The sequence below is a fragment of the Pseudomonas cedrina subsp. cedrina genome (genome assembly GCF_001983175.1).
In the GTDB taxonomy this organism is placed as follows: Bacteria; Pseudomonadota; Gammaproteobacteria; order Pseudomonadales; family Pseudomonadaceae; genus Aquipseudomonas; species Aquipseudomonas cedrina.
Genome location: NZ_MNPW01000004.1, coordinates 379,240 through 394,947 on the forward strand (window position 1 = coordinate 379,240; position 15,708 = coordinate 394,947).

14 protein-coding genes are annotated in these 15,708 nt (G+C 62.4%); 8 read left to right on the forward strand and 6 right to left on the reverse strand.

Annotation, left to right across the window (positions count from 1 at the left end; genetic code table 11):
• Nucleotides 1–43 precede the first annotated feature (43 nt).
• From recO to tadA, 4 genes are all read left to right on the forward strand, one after another.
• Nucleotides 44–730 carry a DNA repair protein RecO gene (gene recO, locus BLL36_RS10345; protein WP_076951329.1) on the forward strand — a complete coding sequence of 229 codons (687 nt, stop codon included), beginning with the start codon at nt 44–46 and terminating at the stop codon, nt 728–730.
• Between the two features lie 51 nt (nt 731–781).
• Nucleotides 782–1,525: a pyridoxine 5'-phosphate synthase gene (pdxJ, locus tag BLL36_RS10350; protein WP_076951330.1), complete on the forward strand. Its 744-nt coding sequence runs from the start codon at nt 782–784 to the stop codon at nt 1,523–1,525.
• A 232-nt stretch (nt 1,526–1,757) separates the two neighbouring features.
• Complete coding sequence (locus BLL36_RS10355) at nt 1,758–3,146, forward strand: multicopper oxidase family protein (protein ID WP_130925924.1); 1,389 nt, start codon at nt 1,758–1,760, stop codon at nt 3,144–3,146.
• Nucleotides 3,146–3,646 (forward strand): tRNA adenosine(34) deaminase TadA, encoded by a 501-nt coding sequence (gene tadA, locus BLL36_RS10360; protein ID WP_076951332.1) that lies wholly within the window; start codon nt 3,146–3,148, stop codon nt 3,644–3,646. Before BLL36_RS10355 ends, tadA begins: the two co-directional genes overlap by 1 nt.
• A gap of 138 nt (nt 3,647–3,784) precedes the next feature.
• Here tadA and cmoB read toward each other — a convergent pair whose 3' ends face one another.
• From cmoB to BLL36_RS10395, 6 genes are all read right to left on the reverse strand, one after another.
• The gene (gene cmoB / locus BLL36_RS10365) at nt 3,785–4,741 is read right to left on the reverse strand and encodes a tRNA 5-methoxyuridine(34)/uridine 5-oxyacetic acid(34) synthase CmoB (RefSeq protein ID WP_076951333.1); all 957 of its coding nucleotides are present in this window, start codon (nt 4,739–4,741) and stop codon (nt 3,785–3,787) included.
• The gene (gene cmoA, locus BLL36_RS10370) at nt 4,738–5,481 is read right to left on the reverse strand and encodes a carboxy-S-adenosyl-L-methionine synthase CmoA (RefSeq protein WP_076951334.1); all 744 of its coding nucleotides are present in this window, start codon (nt 5,479–5,481) and stop codon (nt 4,738–4,740) included. Before cmoA ends, cmoB begins: the two co-directional genes overlap by 4 nt.
• A gap of 102 nt (nt 5,482–5,583) precedes the next feature.
• Complete coding sequence (locus BLL36_RS10375) at nt 5,584–6,003, reverse strand: hypothetical protein (protein ID WP_076951335.1); 420 nt, start codon at nt 6,001–6,003, stop codon at nt 5,584–5,586.
• Between the two features lie 129 nt (nt 6,004–6,132).
• On the reverse strand, nt 6,133–6,522 hold the full coding sequence (locus BLL36_RS10380; RefSeq protein WP_076951336.1) for a protease inhibitor I42 family protein: 390 nt from the start codon (nt 6,520–6,522) through the stop codon (nt 6,133–6,135).
• 194 nt (nt 6,523–6,716) lie between these two features.
• Complete coding sequence (lon, locus tag BLL36_RS10385) at nt 6,717–9,140, reverse strand: endopeptidase La (RefSeq protein ID WP_076951337.1); 2,424 nt, start codon at nt 9,138–9,140, stop codon at nt 6,717–6,719.
• Nucleotides 9,141–9,823: 683 nt separating this feature from the next.
• On the reverse strand, nt 9,824–10,813 hold the full coding sequence (locus BLL36_RS10395; RefSeq protein WP_076951338.1) for a GntR family transcriptional regulator: 990 nt from the start codon (nt 10,811–10,813) through the stop codon (nt 9,824–9,826).
• Between the two features lie 334 nt (nt 10,814–11,147).
• Between BLL36_RS10395 and BLL36_RS10400 the strand changes: the two genes are divergently transcribed.
• The 4 genes from BLL36_RS10400 (at nt 11,148) to BLL36_RS10415 (ending at nt 15,616) form a co-directional block, all read left to right on the forward strand.
• Entirely contained in the window at nt 11,148–12,470 is a 1,323-nt protein-coding gene (locus tag BLL36_RS10400; protein ID WP_076951339.1) for an amidase, read from the forward strand.
• 11 nt (nt 12,471–12,481) lie between these two features.
• On the forward strand, nt 12,482–13,360 hold the full coding sequence (locus tag BLL36_RS10405) for a polysaccharide deacetylase family protein (RefSeq protein WP_003210406.1): 879 nt from the start codon (nt 12,482–12,484) through the stop codon (nt 13,358–13,360).
• A gap of 143 nt (nt 13,361–13,503) precedes the next feature.
• On the forward strand, nt 13,504–14,844 hold the full coding sequence (locus BLL36_RS10410; RefSeq protein ID WP_076951340.1) for an MFS transporter: 1,341 nt from the start codon (nt 13,504–13,506) through the stop codon (nt 14,842–14,844).
• Nucleotides 14,845–14,854: 10 nt separating this feature from the next.
• Entirely contained in the window at nt 14,855–15,616 is a 762-nt protein-coding gene (locus tag BLL36_RS10415) for an SDR family NAD(P)-dependent oxidoreductase (protein WP_076951341.1), read from the forward strand.
• The last annotated feature ends 92 nt before the right edge of the window (nt 15,617–15,708 follow it).

Below are 15,708 nucleotides of genomic sequence, written 5' to 3' on the forward strand. Positions count from 1 at the left end.
CACATTGGATCGGCGCTGTTTCACGTTCTGCGAAGAGAGCCCCATGTCCGCTTCCCCCCCCAGCCAACTCGCCTACGTCCTGCACAGCCGCGCCTACCGCGAGACCAGCGCCCTGGTGGACTTCCTCACGCCCCAAGGTCGCCTGCGCGCGGTCTTGCGTAGCGCGCGGGGCAAGGCCGGCACGCTGGCGCGGCCCTTCGTGGCCCTGGACGTGGAGTTTCGCGGCAAGGGTGAGTTGAAGAATGTCGGTCGCCTGGAAAGCGTCGGCACCTCCGCCTGGCTCAATGGCGAGGCCCTGTTCAGCGGCCTGTACCTCAACGAACTGCTGATCCGCCTGCTCCCTGCTGAAGACCCCCACCCCGGCGTCTTTGATCACTACGCCGCGACCCTGCTGGCGTTGGCCGAAGGCCGCCCGCTGGAACCACTGCTGCGCGCGTTCGAATGGCGTTTGCTCGACGACCTGGGCTACGGCTTCGAACTGGCCAACGACCTGCATGGTGACCCCATCGCCGCCGACGGCCTCTACCGCCTGCAAGTGGACGCCGGCCTTGAGCGCGTGTACCTGCTGCAACCCGGCCTGTTCCAGGGCGCCGAGTTGCTGGCCATGAGCGAAGCGGATTGGACCGCGCCGGGTGCGCTGTCCGCCGCCAAGCGTCTGATGCGCCAGGCCCTGGCCGTGCACCTGGGCGGGCGGCCGTTGGTCAGTCGCGAGTTGTTTCGAAAGCCCTGACATCCCCGTGTATGCTGTGCACCGATTCTTTCCCTTTTCAGGAGCGCTTCCGTGACCACCAGCAATCGCATTCTTCTTGGCGTCAACATCGACCACGTCGCCACCCTGCGCCAGGCCAGGGGCACCCGCTACCCTGACCCGGTCAAGGCCGCGCTGGACGCCGAAGAAGCGGGCGCCGACGGCATCACCGTGCACCTGCGCGAAGACCGCCGCCACATCCAGGAGCGCGACGTGCTGCTGCTCAAGGACGTGCTGCAAACCCGCATGAACTTCGAGATGGGCGTCACCGAAGCAATGATGCAGTTCGCCGAGCGCATCCGCCCGGCGCATATCTGCCTGGTGCCGGAAACCCGCCAGGAGCTGACCACCGAAGGCGGCCTCGACGTGGCCGGCCAGGAAGCGCGGATCAAGGCCGCGGTGGAGCGCCTGTCGAAGATCGGCAGTGAAGTCTCGCTGTTCATCGACGCCGACGAGCGCCAGATCGAAGCCTCGCGCCGCGTCGGCGCACCGGCGATCGAACTGCACACCGGGCGTTACGCCGACGCCACCACCCCGACCGAAGTGGCCGACGAGCTGCAGCGCATTATTGAGGGCGTGAGCTGCGGTCTCAAGCAGGGCCTGATCGTCAATGCCGGCCATGGCCTGCACTACCACAACGTCGAAGCTGTGGCCGCGATCAAGGGAATCAACGAACTGAACATCGGCCATGCGCTGGTGGCGCATGCGCTGTTCGTCGGCTTCAAAGGTGCCGTGGCCGAGATGAAGGCGCTGATCCTGGCTGCCGCCAAGTCCTGACAAACACCGCCGATCCCTGTGGGAGCTGGCTTGCCTGCGATAGCTATCGGTCAGGCAGCCAATCAGCGACTGATACACCGCTATCGCAGGCAAGCCAGCTCCCACATGTGATCTTCATCGAACATTACAATTGAGCCATGCGGCAATGCGAAGCCTTACTGTTTAGCCGGTGCAGGTGTATCGTATCAGCCCTTCGCGGGCCCCTGGCCTGCCGCCGATACGCGAGGTTGTTGTGTCCCGATCCTTTTCCCGTCGACAAATCCTGGGTGGTCTTGCAGGCCTGGCCGTAGTGGGTGTGGGGGCCGGTGGCGCCTACCGCTATTGGCTGGGGAAAGTTGCCGAGGCCGAGGCCGAGGCTGGGCACGATTACGAGCTGATCGCCGCACCGCTGGACGTGGAACTGGTGCCGGGGCACAAGACCCAAGCCTGGGCGTTCGGCTCCTCGGCGCCCGGCACCGAGTTGCGGGTGCGCCAGGGCGAATGGCTGCGGGTGCGCTTTATCAACCACCTGCCGGTCGCTACCACCATCCATTGGCATGGCATCCGCCTGCCGCTGGAAATGGACGGCGTGCCTTACGTCTCGCAATTGCCGGTGCTGCCTGGCGAATACTTCGACTACAAATTCCGTGTGCCGGACGCCGGCAGCTACTGGTATCACCCCCATGTGAACAGCAGCGAGGAACTCGGCCGTGGCCTGGTGGGCCCGCTGATCATCGAAGAACGCGAGCCCACCGGTTTCAAGCACGAACGTACCCTGAGCCTGAAAAGCTGGCACGTGGACGAAGAGGGCGCGTTCGTCGCCTTCAGTATTCCCCGTGAAGCCGCGCGTGGTGGCACCGCTGGGCGGCTGTCGACGATCAATGGCGTATCCCAGGCGGTGATCGATCTGCCGGCCGGGCAGATCACCCGCGTGCGCCTGCTCAACCTCGATAACACCTTGACCTATCGCCTCAATATTCCGGATGTCGAGGCGCAGATCTACGCCCTGGACGGCAACCCCATCGAACCGCGCCCGATGGGCAAGGAATACTGGCTGGGCCCCGGCATGCGCATCTGCCTGGCGATCAAGGCACCGCCGGCCGGCGAAGAACTGTCGATCCGCAACGGCCCGGTGCGCCTTGGCACGTTCCGTTCGGTGGCCAGCACGGATGCCCCCGCGCAATGGCCGCCCGCGCTGCCCGCCAACCCGATCAGCGAGCCGGACCTGGCCAATGCAGAGAAACTCAACTTCAATTTCGAATGGGTGGGCTCTGTTTCGGTGAATGTCGACAACGGCAAGCCGCCGAGCCTGTGGCAGATCAACGGCAAAGCCTGGGACATCACCGACAAGACCTGCGCCGACCGCCCCATCGCCAAGCTGGAAAAGGGCAAGAGCTACATCTTCGAATTGAAGAACATGACCCAATACCAGCACCCGATCCACCTGCATGGCATGAGCTTCAAAGTGATCGCCTCGAACCGCCACAAGGTCATCCCCTACTTCACCGACACTTATCTGCTGGGTAAAAACGAGCGCGCGCGCGTGGCGTTGGTGGCGGATAACCCAGGGGTATGGATGTTCCATTGCCACGTGATCGACCACATGGAAACCGGCCTGATGGCCGCCATCGAGGTGGCGTGATGCGCCAGTTTCGCCCCACCGCGATCATCGACCGCAGCCGCGACCAGGACTTCATGCGCGAAGCCCTGGCCCTGGCCGCCCAAGGCGCCGCATTGGGCGAAGTGCCGGTGGGCGCGGTGCTGGTGCAGGACGGCGAAATCATCGGCCGTGGCTTCAACTGCCCGATCAGCGGCAACGACCCCAGCGCCCATGCCGAAATGGTCGCCATCCGCGCAGCGGCGCAAGCCATCAGCAACTACCGGCTGGTGGGCAGCACCCTGTATGTAACCCTGGAACCGTGCAGCATGTGCGCAGGTTTGATCGTGCATTCGCGGGTGGCCCGGGTGGTATACGGCGCGTTGGAACCCAAGGCGGGGATTGTGCAAAGCCAGGGGCAGTTTTTTACCCAGGGCTTTTTGAATCATCGGGTGTTGTTTGAAGGGGGGGTGTTGGCAGAGGAATGTGGGACTGTGCTGAGTGAATTCTTCAAGGCTCGACGGGCCAGGCCAGCCTCAATCTGACTTGGTAATCCATTCAATGTGGGAGCTGGCTTGCCTGCGATAGCTGTTTTTCAGTCAACTCATCTGTGACTGATCCACCGCTATCGCAGGCAAGCCAGCTCCCACAGTGTTACTCCATCTATTCAGGGAGATTAGGGGTTATTTCCTGGCGATGATCACCGCCCGCATCGGCGCCGGTAGCCCTTCAATGGTCTTGCTGTGATCCTGCGGATCGAGAAAGTCACTCAACGACTGAAACTTCATCCACGCCGTTCCACGCTGTTCCTCGACCGTGGTCACGCTGACGTCCACACAGCGTACATCGCTGAAGCCCGCGCGACGCAGCCATAGCATCAGCGCCGGCACCGACGGCAGGAACCACACGTTACGCATCTGGGCGTAGCGATCTTCCGGTACCAGCACCTGTTGCTGATCGCCTTCGACCACCAGGGTTTCCAGCACCAGCTCGCCGCCCTTGACCAGGGTGTCTTTGAGCGCCAGCAAGTGCTTGATCGGCGAACGGCGGTGATAGAACACGCCCATGGAAAATACCGTGTCGAAGCCTTCCAGATTCGCCGGCAGGTCTTCAAACGGGAACGGCAAGTGCCAGGCCCTGGGCTCGCACAGGTAGCGCTGCACCGCCTGGAACTGGCAGAAGAACAGCCAGTTCGGGTCGACGCCGATCACACTGTCGGCGCCGGCGCCGAGCATGCGCCACATGTAGTAACCGTTGCCGCAGCCGACATCCAGGATGCGCTTGCCCTTGAGGTCCAGGTGCGGTGCGACGCGGGACCACTTCCAGTCCGAGCGCCATTCGGTGTCCACGTGCACGCCGAACAGATGGAACGGCCCCTTGCGCCATGGGCTCAGCCCCATCAATGCGCTGTGCATTTGCGCGCGGGTGGCGTCGTCGCAGTCGGTATCCAGCACCAGGCCGTTCAGCAAGTCGACTTCGGTCGGCATGATCCTGGGCAACGCATCCAGCGCGCTCTGCCAGCGCTCCAGGTCGCCATGGCCTTTTTCCATCTTGCTATCGAGTTGCGCTTGCAGGCCCTGGGCCCATACGGCCAAGGGAGTGCCGACCAAGTGGCGGGCGAGGGGGGACAGATCAATCATGGCAAGGCAATCAACGAGGCAAAGTTAAGACACTGGAACCACGGCACGACTTTGGAGAACCCCGCCGCCAGCAGGCGTTCGCGGTGTTCGTCGAGGCTGTCGGGCTTCATGACGTTTTCAATGGCGCTGCGCTTCTGGGCAATTTCCAGTTCGCTGTAGCCGTTGGCGCGTTTGAACGCGATGTGCAAATCGGTGAGCAGCGCGTGTTCTTGCGGATCGTTGAAACGCAGCTTCTCCGAAAGAATCAACGCACCGCCCGGCAACAGTGACTGGCGGATGCGCGAGAGCAGCGCCAGGCGTTCATCGGGCGCAATGAATTGCAGGGTGAAGTTCAACGCCACCACCGAAGCCGGCTGGAACTGCAGCGCGAGGATATCGCCCTCGATCACTTCAACCGGCAGCAACTCCTGGAACATCGAGTCCTGGCCATTGAGGTATTCGCGGCAGCGCTCGACCATCGCCGCCGAATTATCCACAGCGATTACCCGGCAGCCATCGGTGCGCACATGACGGCGCAGGGCTTGAGTAACCGCGCCCAGTGAAGAACCGAGGTCGTAGAGCACGCTGCCGGGCTGGGCAAACTGCGCCGCGAGTACGCCGAGGTTCTCGACGATGGTCGGGTAACCGGGCACCGAGCGCTTGATCATGTCGGGGAACACCCGCACCACGTCCTCGTTAAAGGCGAAGTCCGGCACCTGCGGCAGGGGCTGGGCGAATAGGCGATCGGGTTCTTTGCTCACGGCTGTTCCGGCGACGAAGGGGAAAGGCCGGCATTTTAGCCAAGTTATTCGTGGGATGCGCGGGTTGTGTGATAAACCGCGATGTTGCAACCCGTACTGAATTCACCGTCGTTTAGTGCTCGTGTACAGATTAAATTCAGCGTTTACCACAATGGTTTTTGACGTGAAGAGGTCCTTTGCGGTGAATGTGGTCCCGCCTTTGTAGCGGCGTTTTTCATGGGAAAAATCAGCGCGAACATTGCCCTGTTCAGTCAAATAGAGCGAGGGGGCAACGTTCGCAGTGGCTATAAGTGCGTGAATTTGCTGGTTCGGATCGGGGAATTCATGGTCGCCGTTCGTTATACCCGACGCGAGGTGCAATTCGATGAAGCGTATTCGGTCGCCGAGACGTTCGTCTACAGCCACGATAACCAGGCGGCTGTCCCGAGTCACAAAAACCTTGCTTGCTTCGAAATGCTCGGTGTCGTTAACGATTGCGGTAAATGTTCCCGTTGCTTCCTGGCGGGATGTACGGGTGGCCATGATCGAACCCTCGTGCTCCAGCGCCCGCGTGATCGTGCGCGTTGTCGTTGAACGATATAGGTGGCCCCCCCGTTTCGTAACTGTCAGAAATCCCAGTTCTCTAGACGTTTTTCTTCTAGATCAGGCGTATCAATTCACCGTAATCGCACATTCAAATATCTCGGCGGGTTCAGCTTCCGGCTCCCAGGGCTGCTGGGACGTCAGGCGCAAGCGGCCCTGGCCGGCGGCGAAGGCCTGGAAACGCCAGGTCGATTGGCCGCCACCACCGATCACACCGGATTCAGCGCTGCTGTAAACCTCTGGGCCCAACGCGCGCAGCACGCCGCCGGAGGAATCCTGGATGGCCCAGCGGTAGCCGGTGGTGGGGTTGCTCGGTAGGGTGAGGATCAGGTTTTGTCCGTTTTTAAGCGCAAGCGGGCAGGCGTCCTGGTTGTCCACGGTGACGTTTTGCTTCGGGGCACTGGCGCAGGCGGCCAGCAGGGCAAGGCTCAAGGGGAGAAGCAGGCGGGCAGCGGTCATGGAGGCTCCGTTGATGGGCGACGAAGGGCGAGCATAACCGAAGATGGGGCGAGGTGTGACTGGAGGACATTTTGGGGTGGCTGGGCCGGCCTCATCGCGGGCAAGCCCGCTCCCACATTTTGTTCTGTGAACACATTCAAAATGTGGGAGTCGGGCTTGCTCGCGAAGAGGCCCTTACAGACGCTGAAGGCCTATCAGAAAAGCACTTTAGCTACATCCGCAAACCGCTTGGCAAAGTGCACGGTCATGCCTTCCTTCAGATACTCCGGCAACTCCTCGAAACTGCCCCGATTCGGCTCCGGCAGGATCAGCTCATGAATCTTCTGACGCCGCGCCGCGATTACCTTTTCACGCACCCCGCCAATCGGCAGTACATGCCCGGTCAGCGTCAGTTCGCCGGTCATGGCCACGCCTTTTTTCGGCGGCTGGTTGCGGGCCAGCGACAGCAACGCACTGGCCATCGTGACGCCTGCGCTCGGGCCGTCTTTCGGTGTGGCGCCTTCCGGCACATGCAAGTGCACGAAGGCTTCGTCAAAGAACTTCGGATCACCGCCAAACGACTTCAGGTTCGAGCTGATGTAGCTGTAGGCGATCTCGGCGGATTCCTTCATCACTTCACCCAATTGGCCGGTGAGCTTGAAGCCGCGGTTGAGCGTGTGGATACGCGTCGCCTCGATCGGCAAGGTCGCGCCGCCCATGCTGGTCCAGGCCAGGCCGGTGATCACGCCGGTGCCGGACAGCACCTGCTCATTACGAAATACCGGCATGCCCAGTGAGCTTTCCAGGTCCTTGTTGCCGATCTTGATCACCGAGTCCGGCGCATCCAGCAGCTTGACCACCGCCTTGCGCACCAGTTTGCCCAGTTGTTTTTCCAACTGGCGCACCCCGGCCTCGCGGGCATAACCGTCGATCAAGGCGCGCAGGGCGCCGTCGCTGATGGTCAGGGTGTTTTTTGCCACGCCGGCTTTTTGCAACTGCTTGGGCCACAGGTGGCGCTTGGCGATGGCGACTTTTTCTTCGGTGATATAGCCCGACAGGCGAATCACTTCCATGCGGTCCAGCAGGGGGCCGGGGATGGAATCCAGGGTGTTGGCGGTGCACACGAACAGCACTTTGGACAGGTCCAGGCGCAGGTCCAGGTAGTGGTCGAGGAATTCGACGTTCTGCTCCGGGTCCAGGGTTTCCAGGAGCGCCGACGCCGGGTCGCCCTGGAAGCTCTGGCCCATCTTGTCGATCTCGTCGAGCATGATCACCGGGTTCATCACTTCCACATCCTTGAGCGCCTGCACCAACTTGCCGGGCATGGCGCCAATGTAGGTGCGGCGATGACCCTTGATCTCGGCCTCGTCGCGCATGCCGCCGACGCTGAAGCGATAGAACGGCCGGCCCAGGGACTCGGCGATGGATTTGCCCACGCTGGTCTTGCCCACGCCCGGCGGCCCCACCAGCAGCACGATGGAGCCGGCGACTTCGCCTTTATAGGCGCCCACCGCGAGGAACTCGAGGATGCGACTCTTGATGTCATCCAGGCCCGCATGGTGTTTATCCAGGACCTTGCGCGCATGTTTCAGGTCGAGCTTGTCCGCGCCGTACACGCCCCACGGCACTGAGGTGGCCCAGTCCAGGTAATTGCGCGTCACCGCGTATTCCGGCGAACCGGTTTCCAGGATCGACAGTTTGTTCAGTTCTTCGTCAATGCGTTTTTTCGCCTGGGCCGGCAGCGTCTTGCCTTCCAGGCGTTGCTCGAACTGCTCGACATCCGCGCTGCGGTCGTCCTTGGTCAGGCCCAGCTCCTGCTGGATGACCTTGAGTTGTTCCTTGAGGAAGAATTCACGCTGGTGCTCGCCGATCTTGCGGTTCACCTCGGCGGACAGTTCTTTTTGCAGGCGCGCCACTTCCACCTCTTTGCGCAGCATCGGCAGGACTTTTTCCATGCGCTTGAGCATGGGCACGCAGTCCAGCACTTCCTGCAACTCGTTACCGGTGGCCGAGGTGAGGGCGGCGGCGAAATCGGTGAGCGGCGACGGGTCGTTGGGGCTGAAGCGGTTGAGGTAGTTCTTCAGCTCTTCGCTGTACAGCGGGTTGAGCGGCAGCAGTTCCTTGATCGCATTGATCAGCGCCATGCCGTAGGCCTTGACCTCATCGGTCGGCTCGCTTGGCTGGTGCGGGTATTCGACTTCCACCAGGTACGGCGGGCGGTGGTGCTTGAGCCAGGTCTTGATCCGCACGCGGGTCAGGCCCTGGGCGACGAACTGCAGCTTGCCGTTTTCGCGGCTGGCGTGGTGCACCTTCACCAGCGTGCCGTACAGCGGCAGGCTGGAGGTGTCGAAGTGGCGCGGGTCTTCCGGCGGCGTGTCCATGAAGAACAGGGCCAGGGAATGGTGGTCGGACTTGCTCACCAGCTCCAGCGTCTCGGCCCATGGCTCTTCATTGACGATCACCGGCAGCACTTGCGCCGGGAAGAAAGGCCGGTTGTGGATCGGGATGATATAGACCTTGTCCGGCAGGTTTTGCCCAGGCAGGGCCAGGCCGGTGTTGGACGAGGCGGCGTGTTCGGCGTTTTCGGGGTCTGCGTAATCGTTGATGTCGTAATCAGGGGATTCTTGCTGGTCGCTCATGGGGCACCTGCATCAGTAAGTATGGTGCTTAGATGGGGCAGGGTGGTGGTGGTTTCAATAGGGGGGGTGAGATAGCAACATATTGCATGGTATTTGTCGTCACACAGACCCCGTGGCGGCCTTCGGGCCGACCGGTATTGATGTCGAACTCGGTTCAAAATGTGGGAGCTGTCGAGCCCCACAGGGGATGAAGTCAGCCTCTGAAAGTTGTGTAGATACCGATGCTGCAATGGCAGCAACCCGGTGTGCCTGATGTACCGAAGTGACTGCATCGCAGGCAAGCCAGCTCCCACAGAAGAGCAAAGCTGCAGAGTGCCCAAACCCGCTCTTGATCTGCTCTTGATCTGGCTTTTGATTTTGATCTCAGGCGCCCCGTCAACCACGCTGGCCGAACGCAGGCTTGAATCCGTGGGTAACCCGGCAGGACGCCGGGTTAGCCGTCCTGGGCCAAGGATGGCCCATGACGGCGGCCCACGGATTCAAGCCGGAGTGAGGGCATGCCGAGCCTAGGCGAGGCACCGAGTGGTGGGGCAAGAGCCCTTTTGGTTACTGTTGGGGCTCTTTTCCAAAAGTGACCCGCCGTAAGGGCGGAACCATAAGTCGCCGCCACCCAAATAACGGATATGTACACGGTCAACCCCCAGCTACATGGTCGGCCCGAAGGCCGCCAAGGAAGCGCGAGGTCAACTGATTTTGTGCAGATAGGCTGGCAAAGGCTGCTCGGGCAACACCGACAACACCTTCAACCGCTGCAACATCCGCTGCCGAGCCCGCTGCAAATGCTCACGCAAATTCAACGCCGCCGCATCAAACGCCCCATGCAGCAACAGCTCCAAAATCAACCGATGTTCAGCCAACATCGCCGGATCGGCGCCGATCCCCAGCAATCGATAAAAAATCCGGCTGATGATCATCGGGCTCTGCCCCTGACGAATCAGCGCTGCGATCTTGCGATTCTGCAGGCCGGCCAGGCAGCGTTGGTGCAAATCTTCCTCGATCCGCTCGATGGCTTCCAGGCTGCACTGCGGGCTCTCCTGGGCGTCCAGCACGCGTTGCAGCATGGCTTCGAGCAGCTCGCGGTCGAGGTTGGGCGCGCTCTGGCGCAGGGCTTCGGGCTCCAGGCACGCGCGCAGTTCGTAGTCTTCAGTGACTTCTCGCGCGGTCAAAGGCCCCGCCAGCCATTGGGAGTAGGGCTCTTTTTCCACCAGCCCACGATCGCGCAGGCGCATCAGCGCTTCACGCACCACCGCGCGGCTGACGCCGTAGTGGTCGGCGGCGGCTTGCTCGTCCAGGCGGTAATGGCCGAAGGCAATGCAGGTGGACAACGCCGCGCCGATTTCCTCGACAATGCGCTCGCCCAGCGGCCGCGTGTCCACCAACTCGTCCTCACCGTTAAGCCCCAGGTGCGCATGGCTCAAGGGCAGGCGCAGCGGCTCCATGGCCAGGCCTTGCGGGTTGATCAGGTAGCCCCGGCCGTTGAAGCGGCAGATCAAGCCTTCGTCATGCAGCAGGTCCAAGGCCTTGCGCACCGGCACGCGGCTGGTGCCGAACAGTTCCGCCAGCGGCGCTTCCAGCAACACCAGCCCATGGCGGGCGGTGCCGTTGACGATCGCGTCGCGCATCACTTTGTGAATCATCGCGTAACGTGAGGCCGAGGCGGACACTGCTTTCATTGCGTTCTCAGAGGGGTAGGGACGGTTGGCCGGGGATTCTCTCATAGATGTGCCTGTCACTCTGCGCCACGTCAGCGGCACGTTTTTGGGGCCTCGACAGAAAAATTGTTACTTTTCTGCACCAAAATGTACTTATTAATAAAAGATACATTATTTCATTAAAGCCACCGTACAAAGCTCTGCCGAGATTTTTTTCCTCAAACAAAACCATCTACCCCGTAGCTCTGAACGTTAATCCCGGTTTGCGCAAAACCCGTTGAACACAGACTGGCACGAAAGCTGCCTTTGTAAAATGTACATTTTATTAATATGTACGTTTTATGAGGGTAAACCGATGTCAGACGCCACTTCAATGGCCGAGGACTTCGCCAGCGGTCGCAATGACCCGGTGCAAGCCCTCGAACAGGCACTCGATAAGGCGAGCCAGGTCCCGTCGGTATTTATCAGCCTGACGCCCGAGCGCGCCCGCCGTGAAGCCGAAGCCGCCGCCGCGCGTTGGCGCGCCGGCCAGCCGTTGAGCGTGTTCGATGGCGTGCCGCTGGCCTGGAAGGACCTGTTCGACGTGGCCGGCAGCATTACCACGGCGGGCGCCGCCTACCGCCGCCATGCGCCCGTCGCGTTGCTCGATGCGCCCACCGTCGGCCTGTTGTGCCGTGCCGGGATGGTCAGCGTGGGCAAGACCAACCTCAGTGAACTGGCCTATTCCGGCCTGGGCCTGAACCCCCATTTCGGCACGCCGCACAATCCCCATGGCACGGATCAACCGCGCATCCCCGGCGGATCATCTTCGGGCTCGGCCGTGGCCGTGGCCGCTGGCATCGTGCCCATCGCCATGGGCACCGACACGGCCGGTTCCATTCGCATCCCCTCGGCGTTCAACGGCCTGGTGGGTTACCGCGGCAGCAGTCGGCGCTACAGCCGCGACGGCGTGTTTCCACTGGCGCACAGCCTCGACAGCCTCGGCCCGATAAGCCGCAGCGTGCGTGATGCCCTGGCCGTCGACAACTTGCTGCATGGCCGCAGCCACACCCACGTCGCCCGCAGCCTCAAGGGCCAGCGCTTCGTGCTGGCGCAGCAGGATGTCGAACCCGCCGTGCGCAACAACCTGCTGCGCGCGGTGGAGCAGCTCAAGGCCCACGGCGCGCTGGTGGAAGAGCGCGAATGCCCGGCCTTCCAGGCGACGCTGGAACTGATCAAACACCACGGCTGGCTCGGCGCCTTCGAAGCCTTCGCCCTGCACCAAGCGTTGCTCGACAGCCCCGAAGCCGACCAGCTCGACCCACGCGTGCGCCGCCGCCTTGAAGCCGCGCGCTCGCTGCCGGCCAGCCAACTGATCCACCTGACTGATGCGCGCCGCCGCTTGCAACAGCAACTGATCGAAGACCTCGACGGCGCCGTCCTGATCACCCCGACCGTCGCCCACGTCGCCCCGGCGTTGGCGGCGCTTGAAGCCGACGATGACCTGTTCGTCACAACCAACCTCGCCACCCTGCGCCTGACCATGCCCGGCAGTTTGCTCGACATGCCAGGCGTGACCCTGCCCAGCGGCCGCGATGCCCAGGGCCTGCCCACCGGGTTGCTGCTCAGCGCCCCGACGGGAGAAGACGCACGCCTGCTGCGCGCGGCGTTGTCCGTCGAATCCGTAATGACAATTTAAGGAGACACACCATGGCTAAAGACATCCTCTGTGCATTCGGCGTCGACGTTGACGCCGTCGCCGGCTGGCTCGGTTCCTACGGCGGCGAAGACTCGCCGGACGACATCTCCCGCGGTCTGTTCGCCGGTGAAATCGGCGCGCCACGGCTGCTCAAACTGTTCGAACGCTACGGTCTGCGCACCACCTGGTTTATCCCCGGCCACTCGATGGAAACCTTCCCTGAGCAGATGAAGGCCGTGGCCGACGCCGGCCATGAGATCGGCGTGCACGGCTACAGCCACGAAAACCCGATCGCGATGACCGCCGAGCAGGAAGAAATCGTCCTCGACAAATCCATCGAACTGATCACCCAGGTCACCGGCAAGCGCCCCACCGGCTACGTGGCGCCATGGTGGGAATTCAGCAAGGTCACCAATGAGCTGCTGCTGAAAAAAGGCATCAAGTACGACCACAGCCTGATGCACAACGACTTCCACCCCTACTACGTGCGCAAGGGCGATACCTGGACCAAGATCGACTACAGCCAGCACCCCGATACCTGGATGAAGCCCCTGGTGCGCGGCGAAGAAACCGACCTGGTGGAGATCCCGGCCAACTGGTACCTCGACGACCTGCCGCCAATGATGTTCATCAAGAAAGCCCCTAACAGCCACGGCTTCGTCAACCCGCGTCACCTGGAAGAAATGTGGCGCGACCAGTTCGACTGGGTCTACCGCGAACACGAACACGCCGTGTTCACCATGACCATCCACCCCGATGTGTCCGGCCGCCCGCAAGTGCTGCTGATGCTCGAGCGCCTGATCGAACACATCCAGAGCCATGCCGGCGTGCGCTTCGTCACCTTCGACGAAATCGCCGATGACTTCATCCGCCGCCAACCGCGTACCTGAACCTGCGTCACCCTGTAGGAGCGAGCTTGCTCGCGAAGAACCAGAGAGCGTCGCGCGCATCCAGGATGCCCGCGTCATCGTTGACGATTTTCGCGAGCAAGCTCGCTCCTACAGGGTCCACTAATCCCCCTGAGGCGCGATCTATGTCCATCTACAACAAGCTTGACCTGACTGGCTGGAAACCCCGGCAACTGACCTCCCAGGAGGTGCGTTTCGCCACCTGGATCGCGTTTTTCGCCTGGGTGTTTGCGGTGTATGACTTCATCCTGTTCGGCACCTTGCTGCCGGAGATCGGCCGGCATTTTGGCTGGGGTGAAGTGGAGCAAGCTGAAATCGCGACCTGGGTGGCGGTGGGAACCGCCGTGGTCGCCCTGGCCATCGGACCGATCGTGGACAAGCTGGGGCGCCGCAAAGGGATTATTTTCACCGTGGCCGGTTCCGCGCTGTGCTCGGCGCTGACGGCGATTGGTGGAGCGTGGGGCAAGTCGCCGCTGATCCTGATCCGTTCGCTGGGTGGCCTGGGTTATGCCGAGGAAACCGTCAACGCCACCTATTTGACCGAGTTGTACGGCGCCTCCGAAGACCCACGGCTGACCAAGCGTCGCGGCTTCATCTACAGCCTGGTGCAGGGCGGTTGGCCGGTCGGCGCGTTGATCGCCGCCGGGTTGACCGCGCTGTTGCTGCCGATCATCGGTTGGCAGGGCTGCTTCATCTTCGCCGCGATCCCGGCCGTTGTGATCGCGATCATGGCGCGCAAGCTCAAGGAGAGCCCGCAGTTCCAGATCCATGAACGCATCAGCCAACTGCGCAAAAGCGGCGCGGTAAGCGAGGCGCAAAACGTCGCGCAGACCTACGGCGTGGACTACGACGAGCACAGCAAGGCCGGTCTCAAGGCCGCCTTCCGTGGCCCGGCCCGGCGTGCCACGCTGGTGATCGGCGCCGCGCTGTTGCTCAACTGGGCGGCGATCCAGATCTTCAGCGTACTGGGCACGTCGGTGATCGTCAGCGTGCACCATGTCTCGTTCGAGAACTCGCTGATCATCCTCGTGCTGTCGAACCTGGTGGGCTATTGCGGCTACCTGAGCCACGGCTGGATGGGCGACAAGATCGGCCGTCGCAACGTGATCGGCCTGGGTTGGATGCTCGGCGGGTTGTCGTTCGCCGGGATGCTGTTCGGCCCGAGCAACATGGCGATGGTGGTCGGGTTGTACAGCCTGGGCCTGTTCTTCCTGATCGGCCCATATTCGGCGGCGCTGTTTTTTATCAGCGAGAGTTTCCCCACCAGCATCCGTGCCACCGGCGGCGCGATCATCCATGCCATGGGCCCGATCGGTGCGGTGGTCGCAGGTTTTGGTGCGACCCAGGTGTTGTCCGCCGGCAGTGACTGGCAGACCGCCGCGCTGTGGTTCGGCGCCGTGCCGTGCTTTTTGTCCGGCATGTTGATGTTTGCCGCGCGCCATGTGCGTCCGGAAACCGTTCAGTAAGGAGTCAATGATGAGCCGTAAAGTTGCCTTGATTACCGGCGCCGCCAGCGGCATCGGCCAAGCCCTCGCCGTGGCCTATGCGCGCCATGGCGTGGCGGTGGTCGGCGGGTACTACCCGGCTGACCCGCATGACCCGCAGGCCACCGTCAGCCTGGTGCAGGCCGCCGGCGGCGAGTGCCTGATGTTGCCATTGGACGTGGGCGATACCGCCTCGGTGGATGCCCTGGCCGCGCAAGCCGTGCAGCATTTTGGTCGGCTGGATTACGCCGTGGCCAACGCCGGGTTGCTGCGCCGCGCGCCGTTGCTGGAGATGACCGATGCGCTGTGGGATGAGATGCTCAATGTCGATCTCACGGGGGTGATGCGCACCTTCCGCGCGGCGACCCGGCATATGCACGAAGGCGGCGCGCTGGTGGCGATTTCCTCGATTGCCGGTGGCGTGTACGGCTGGCAGGAACATTCGCACTATGCCGCCGCCAAGGCCGGCGTGCCGGGGTTGTGCCGGTCGCTGGCGGTGGAGTTGGCGGCCAAGGGCATCCGCTGCAATGCGGTGATTCCGGGGCTGATCGAAACGCCGCAGTCGCTGGATGCGAAGAACTCGCTGGGGCCGGAGGGCTTGGCGAAAGCGGCGAAAGCGATCCCGCTGGGACGGGTAGGGCGGGCCGATGAAGTGGCGTCGCTGGTGCAGTTCTTGACCAGTGAAGCGTCGAGCTATCTGACTGGCCAGAGCATCGTCATCGACGGCGGATTAACCGTACGCTGGCCCGACTGAATCTACGCGGTCTGAAAATGTGGGAGCTGGCTTGCCTGCGATGGCGGTGGGTCAGCTACCTATAAATCTACTGATACACCGCTATCGCAGGC

Excerpts from the sequence above, each read along its gene's own strand:
- BLL36_RS10405 (WP_003210406.1), top strand. The coding sequence starts at position 12,482 with ATGGCTAAAGACATCCTCTGTGCATTCGGCGTCGACGTTGACGCCGTC.
- BLL36_RS10395 (WP_076951338.1), bottom strand. The coding sequence starts at position 10,813 with ATGAAAGCAGTGTCCGCCTCGGCCTCACGTTACGCGATGATTCACAAA.
- tadA (WP_076951332.1), top strand. The coding sequence starts at position 3,146 with ATGCGCCAGTTTCGCCCCACCGCGATCATCGACCGCAGCCGCGACCAG.
- recO (WP_076951329.1), top strand. The coding sequence starts at position 44 with ATGTCCGCTTCCCCCCCCAGCCAACTCGCCTACGTCCTGCACAGCCGC.
- BLL36_RS10400 (WP_076951339.1), top strand. The coding sequence starts at position 11,148 with ATGTCAGACGCCACTTCAATGGCCGAGGACTTCGCCAGCGGTCGCAAT.
- BLL36_RS10415 (WP_076951341.1), top strand. The coding sequence starts at position 14,855 with ATGAGCCGTAAAGTTGCCTTGATTACCGGCGCCGCCAGCGGCATCGGC.
- lon (WP_076951337.1), bottom strand. The coding sequence starts at position 9,140 with ATGAGCGACCAGCAAGAATCCCCTGATTACGACATCAACGATTACGCA.
- BLL36_RS10380 (WP_076951336.1), bottom strand. The coding sequence starts at position 6,522 with ATGACCGCTGCCCGCCTGCTTCTCCCCTTGAGCCTTGCCCTGCTGGCC.
- BLL36_RS10375 (WP_076951335.1), bottom strand. The coding sequence starts at position 6,003 with ATGGCCACCCGTACATCCCGCCAGGAAGCAACGGGAACATTTACCGCA.
- cmoB (WP_076951333.1), bottom strand. The coding sequence starts at position 4,741 with ATGATTGATCTGTCCCCCCTCGCCCGCCACTTGGTCGGCACTCCCTTG.
- BLL36_RS10410 (WP_076951340.1), top strand. The coding sequence starts at position 13,504 with ATGTCCATCTACAACAAGCTTGACCTGACTGGCTGGAAACCCCGGCAA.